The sequence below is a fragment of the Cupriavidus sp. WS genome, from assembly GCF_000395345.1.
Classification (GTDB): Bacteria; Pseudomonadota; Gammaproteobacteria; order Burkholderiales; family Burkholderiaceae; genus Cupriavidus; species Cupriavidus basilensis_B.
In genome coordinates this window covers 1-5,881 of record NZ_AQPL01000605.1, presented here as the reverse complement: position 1 = coordinate 5,881, position 5,881 = coordinate 1, and the positions used below count along the sequence as shown (strand labels likewise).

The window sequence follows — 5,881 nt, the reverse complement described above, 5'->3', positions numbered from 1 at the left end:
CGCGCACCAGCGCGACGCGGTGCAGGCCGAGCGCGCCCAACTGGCCGCGCAGCTCAAGTTCGCCGAGCGGCGCCTCGCCGCGCTCGAGCAGGATCGCGCGCGCCTCGACGCGGACCTGGCCAGCGAACGGGCGGCGCGCCAGAGTGCCGCCGGCGAGGCGAGCGCGCTCAAGGCGGTCACCGCCAGCCAGCGCGCCCAGCTCGACGAGCTGCTGCGCGCAACCTTGGCCGCCGCGCCGAAGCCGCGCGCGCCCAAGTCGACGGCCAAGCCGGCGGCCAAGCGGGCCGCCCAGCCATGAACCCGGCCGACTGGATCGACACGGCGGCGGTGCCGCCGCGCTCGCTGCCGGCTGCCGTCGGCGTGGCACTCGCCTACCTGGCCGAGGCGCTGGGGCACCCGGTCTACGCGCACTGGACGTTGGCGCGCGTCAAGCGCCGCTACGGGTCGCTGGCCGAGGCCAAGGCCGCGCAGCCGGCGATGCTCAAGCTGCTGCTGGCGCACGATGGGGCGGTCGAATACTGGGAGCGCGGCCGCCTGCGCACGGTACCGGCAGACGAGGCGCCCAGCCCAGAGACGGTACTCGCGCGGCTGCTGCACACGCACCGGCGCCGCTTCCGGCCCGCCGCCTCCTCAGGGAAGGAAGCAGCGGCGCCGGCGGCCGCGAAGGCGGCGGGGCTGGTCGCGGCGAATCCGTGGCTGGTGACCCACAGCCCTGCCGAGCACGCGTGGCTCACGCGCGCCGGACGCTTCGCCCAGCCGCACGCGGCCACCAACACGCTCGGCGCCGCCGACGACGCGCAGGCGCTGGCGCTGTTCCTGCGCGACCGCGCCGGGCGCTCGCCGCACACGCTGCGCGCCTATGGCGCCGAACTGCGCCGCCTGATGCGCTGGTGCAGCGCGCGCCAGCTCGGGCCCTTGTCCGATCTGACGCGCCAGCAGCTGCTCGCCTACCGGCACGCGCTGCAGCACGGCGAGCGCGGCGCGGAGGCCGCCCCGCCGCCGGTTGGTAACCTCAGCGAGGCCACCCGCACGCGTGCGCTGGCCGTAGAACGGAGCAAGTCTGTCACTCCGGAATCCAGCTGGAACCCGCATCGAATATAGAAATCCGGCCGGTGAATTGACACTATTGCTTGCACTCCCAGCGAAGGAAAATCGTCAATTCGCATTAGTCCGGATTAATTTCGTCAATTGGCGTCCTAGACTTCGAATCCCGCTCGTAAGGCATTGATCTCATGGAAGATTCTCTGCATATAGCGGAGCCGGTTGCGCTCGTCCGCCCGCGCGGTGCGCACCGCTTCGAAGCATTCAGTCCAAAGCTGAAGCGGCGGCTGACTTTCTACCGACGCTGTGCGTTCGATCAATGGGTCTTGATCGAATCCGATCCGGCAATCGGCCACTTTTGTGAGCGCCCCGGGTTCATTCAGTTTCGAGAGAGGCGGCACTTAGCAGACTTCCTGGTCTCGTACTCCGATCGTCAAGAGTTGATCCTCCTGCCGGATCCAGTGATCGATGAAGAAGCGAAGGAGGGCCTCGAGTTGAACGCTGAAGCGGTCAATGTTCGGTTGGTCGACGCGGCCGAACACGCCGCTTCACGCGTCTGGATCGAAAACTGGCTGCGTATGCTGCCCAGTATCGTAGCCACGCAAGGTCTCGTGTCGGTGTCATTACTTGACGCCGTCGAGCGCTTTGTCGCCAGTCCAAAGCCGCTTTCAGCCATCGAGCGAGAGTTCTCGAAAGGCGACCCAGTGCTTGTGCGCGCCGCCATCTTCAATTTGCTGCATACCGGTCGCGTGCATGCTGAGGAACTGCGAACCGACGCATTGTCGTGGATGACGAAGTTTGCAGTCAGGGAGTCCGATGATGCCTCGCCGAAAGCCTGAGCTCCAGTCACTCGATTTGAACGCGTGGCCTAGCATAGCCTGGACGGAGCTTGACGCCGAATTGCGCGAGGTCACAAAGGTCAGAGTACAGGCCATCGAGCGTTACGCGAGCGGCGAAAGTGTCAAGGAAATCGAGAAGGAAACCGGCGTGGACCGCCGACAGCTCTATCGGTGGCTCGAGCGAGGCTTGGCGCTGCATCCTGACGGACGCATCTTTGGATTCCGCGCCTTGCTGAGGTACGTGCGGGTCAATGAGTACGTCCGCATAAGTCCCGTCAATGGTCGGCCCAGCGAAGATGGACGGGGTAAAGCCGGCGCGTTCGCGCTCTTCTTAGAAAGCTATCCGGCGCTGGCGGGATGGCTGCTCCTAAAAATAAAGCAGCGCCGCGTGTTGCTCAAACAGGTGCATACCAATGGACGACTTCATACGCGATTGGTCGGCCTGCATGCCCTGCACGGGGAGTTTCTGTGGCAATGCCGATCTCTCGGCCTGACGGCAGTGGATTACCCGTTCAATACGGAAGGTGGTGCCATTCGGTCGCTATCCGCGCGCCTGAAAGACGAGTTGTCGCGCAGTTTCCGCACCGCGGCACGGGCGGCTGGCGCCACTCACCTGAAAGGGCTGCCGCACTACGATAAGGCGGAAAGTCGGCCGGCCATGCGCCCCTACCAGGCCGTGGAGTTCGACGGCCACCGACTCGATATCCGGCTGAAGGTGGTCGTACGCGATGCATTGGGCTTTGAACACGAATTCGAGATCGAACGCGTTTGGCTCCTTGCGATCATCGATGTCTGCACGCGTGCGGTGCTGGGCTTTCATCTTGCGATTTGCCGCGAGTATAGTCGCTACGACGTCATCAAGACCATCGAGTCGGCCCTGGAGCCGCATCGACTGCGCGACTTCACGATTCCTGGTTTGGCCTACGGTCCGCACGACGGCTTTCCCTCACAGCGCCTCCCAGAGCTGGCGTATACAACCTGGGAATGGATGAAGCTGGACAACGCGAAGGCTAATCTCGCCAAGGAGACGCTCGACGCGTTGTGTGAGTTCGTTGGCTGTTGCGCAGACGCAGGACCGAAGTACAGTCCCGATGATCGCCCCTACATCGAACGCTTCTTCGGGACTATTGCGAGCAGGCTGTCTTCCAGATTGCCTGGCTACACGGGTTCGCATCCCCGTGATTTGCGGCGCGCGCTGGCCGATCCGAAGGGAAAGCTACGCTTGTATGTGTCGTTTGACGAGTTAGAGGAGCTGGTCGAATACGCTATTGCGAGCTACAACGGCACGCCGCATGCCGGCCTGAACAATGTCACGCCGCTTGAAGCGATGGAGTATTTCATTCGCGGCAAGGAACAGTTGGTGACATGGCTGCCAGAGCATCGTCGCCGTACCCTTTGTCTAATGCAATCGGCCAAGCGTTGCACCGTACGAGCATATCTCCAGCAGGGCGTTCGACCGCACATCAACTTGTATGGTGTGCGCTACACAAGCAGCGTCCTTGCGTGCAGCACGGATTTGATCGGCAAGAGCTTGCTTATCTACCTGAATGCCGATGATCTTCGCTGTGTCCGCGCGTTCCAACCAGACGGCGCGGAGTTTGGGGTCTTGGAGGCGCAAGGGGCTTGGGGCGTGATACGGCATAACCTGAAACTACGCCAGCAAATCAATCAGGAGAAGAAAGACAAGAAGCGGTCGCGTGGGCCAGTGGATGCGGATCCCATCGGAGACTACGTCGACGGAAAGATGGCGCAAGCAAAGAAGTCACGGAAGGCGGCATCCGAACTGGCGGAAGCAAAGCGGATTCTGTCATCCGCGCCGACGGCGCGAACTGCGATGGGGCGGGGAGCATCCGCCGCCCAGACCGCAACGAACGCCGAGTCAGAGCAGAAAGCAGACAAGGCTTCCGAGCAGAAAAAAACACCGACGCGACCGAAGAAGCTGTCTATCGGTACCGGCCAAGTCTTTTAACCCTGTCCTTCGCGAGGGAGTCATCATGTCGCTTCAGATACCGCGTCCGATCGATCCATCGCTGCACCCTTTGGTCACCGGCAACTATCGTATCGCCACGCCGGCTATCGAAGAGCTCTACGAACTGGTCACTCGATGTCTGCGCTACAGGATCATGGGCGCCCTGATCTACGGCCCGTCGCGCATCGGTAAGACGCGGGCGATCGAGTACGTGCGATTGCTATTGGCACGCAATCACCCACGGATGACCAGCTACCACGCAAGATGCGAACACAAGCCGAGGCATGCGGAAGGGCCGTTCTTCGCAAACCTGCTTGAGGCGGTTGGCGACCAGGATCCTAACGCTGGCTCCAATCCGGCCAAACGTCTGCGCCTCGCGCTGAGGATACGTGAGGCCGCGGCTCGGGCAGGCAGTGGCACGGTTCTGCTCTTCTGTGATGAGGCGCAGCGCTACAACGACAATGAATACGAATGGCTGCGTGATGTTCACGATGCGTTGGATCGACAGCAGATCAAGCTGTTCACCTTCCTCGTCGGGCAGCAGGAATTGCTTGCGCAGAAGACGGCCATGCAGTTGGCAGGGAAGACGCAGATCGTCGCGCGGCTGATGGTCGAGGAATTGGCCTTCTACGGCATTCGAAATGCGAAGGACGTGGCGACGTGTCTGAGCGGCTATGACGAGACGGCTTATCCTGAGCGTAGCGAATGGAGCTTTACCCGATTTTACGTTCCGCAAGCCTTTGACGCTGGCTATCGACTGGTCAACGATGCCGACGCGCTGTGGGACGCGTTCGAGACGGCGCACCACAAGGCCAGCTTGCCTGGCACCCTGGAGATTCCAATGGAATCCTTCGCCCGTGCCGTAGAGATCCTGTTAAAGGATAGCGAGCTCAGGGATTGCCCGGGCTATTGTCCCGAGCCTGCGTTATGGGCTCACGCTGTACGGCATTCCGGTTATGTCCAGTCACGCCATGCAATCGGACGCGTGCTCGTCGCCGCCGCCTTGTGAGGGCCTTCTAAGGCGGCCGCGCTTTCCTATCCTCACGCTCGACGAGGCGAAGCTCACCCCGGCGCTAGGCTACGTGTTCGACAAGAAGTGGATCGACCCACGGGAATCGCTCGTCTCGATCTTGTGGAAGCTCAAAGTAGCGAATGCCTTGTCAGGTGTCGCTGTGATGCGGTTGATGAGGTTGGACATCGATCCCTACGAGAGCCTTCCGCCGAAGAGGGGATTCATCGATGTCGTTCGGCTGAACGAAGCGCTGGGCTTGCCAACAAAATCGCTGCACATGGCACTCATCGAGGAAACCAATCGGCGACGCTATAGCGAGGTGTTTCGCTACTGCCATTTCTGTATGGTGCGTGGGTACCACTCCCTCTTGCACCAACTAGAAACCGCGAGTCGATGTCCTGCGCATCGTTGCCCCGTGGAGTCGGCATGTAGGCAGTGCGGACATGAAGCGCCGTATTGCCTGAATGTGCAGCTTCTCGAGGCACCACACCGTTGCGCGCATTGTCATGCATTCTATGGCAACCGGGCTTGGCGACCCGACCGACCACGGCCCATGAGGCCGGACCAACGCATAGCGTTCGCGCGCTCGTACTTTGAGCAAGGCCTGGGATGCCGGAGCCATGGGTAGAAGGACGTTTACCGCTTCGGCTCTCCGATCTCGGCTCGCCAGATGGAGTCCGCGTAGCATTCCGGGTCCGCGCAGACATTTGCACGCCTTCGATTGACACTTCGCACCTCTCAGCCGGTGACAATATTAGTTCGCTCGGCCTAAGTCCTTGATTTTTTTGATGATGCGTCCCATGGCGGCGCCGTGCCGCGCGAATTGACGACATTCCTTCGGTAACGGTGACACTCTTCCTTTGTTCTACGCCCACCACGGGTTCGATCTTGCACAGCGCCTTCACGAACCGCTCGTGGTCCGCGCTTTTTGGCTCCTCGATGGCGAGGTTCCTCCATCCGACTAGCCATCCGAACACGCGCCGGGCCGAGGGCATCTGCATCGTGGGCTTCAGGGCAAGC

General features: G+C 61.8%; 4 protein-coding genes and 1 pseudogene. All 5 read left to right on the top strand.

All coding sequences use genetic code 11. The features are described 5' to 3' along the window. Positions 1-298 (top strand): annotated as a pseudogene (locus tag K206_RS0135475) (transcriptional regulator); the annotation flags it as partial. Further along, a complete protein-coding gene (locus K206_RS40345) occupies positions 295-1,101 on the top strand; it encodes a site-specific integrase (protein ID WP_020207000.1) in 807 nt (268 codons plus the stop codon). The pseudogene K206_RS0135475 and the gene K206_RS40345, both read left to right, overlap by 4 nt. Before the next feature lie 131 nt (positions 1,102-1,232). Next, a complete protein-coding gene (locus K206_RS0135465; RefSeq protein WP_020206999.1) occupies positions 1,233-1,880 on the top strand; it encodes a hypothetical protein in 648 nt (215 codons plus the stop codon). Then, positions 1,861-3,849, top strand: a complete 1,989-nt coding sequence (locus K206_RS0135460) for a helix-turn-helix domain-containing protein (protein ID WP_029044442.1) — start codon at positions 1,861-1,863, stop codon at positions 3,847-3,849. The genes K206_RS0135465 and K206_RS0135460 overlap by 20 nt, the downstream gene beginning before the upstream one ends. Before the next feature lie 25 nt (positions 3,850-3,874). Then, positions 3,875-4,858 (top strand): ATP-binding protein, encoded by a 984-nt coding sequence (locus tag K206_RS0135455; protein WP_020206995.1) that lies wholly within the window; start codon positions 3,875-3,877, stop codon positions 4,856-4,858. Positions 4,859-5,881: the final 1,023 nt, after the last annotated feature.

Bases quoted from the DNA above. Each gene is read 5' to 3' on its own strand.
- K206_RS0135460 (WP_029044442.1), top strand. From the start codon at position 1,861: ATGCCTCGCCGAAAGCCTGAGCTCCAGTCACTCGATTTGAACGCGTGG.
- K206_RS0135465 (WP_020206999.1), top strand. From the start codon at position 1,233: ATGGAAGATTCTCTGCATATAGCGGAGCCGGTTGCGCTCGTCCGCCCG.
- K206_RS0135455 (WP_020206995.1), top strand. From the start codon at position 3,875: ATGTCGCTTCAGATACCGCGTCCGATCGATCCATCGCTGCACCCTTTG.
- K206_RS40345 (WP_020207000.1), top strand. From the start codon at position 295: ATGAACCCGGCCGACTGGATCGACACGGCGGCGGTGCCGCCGCGCTCG.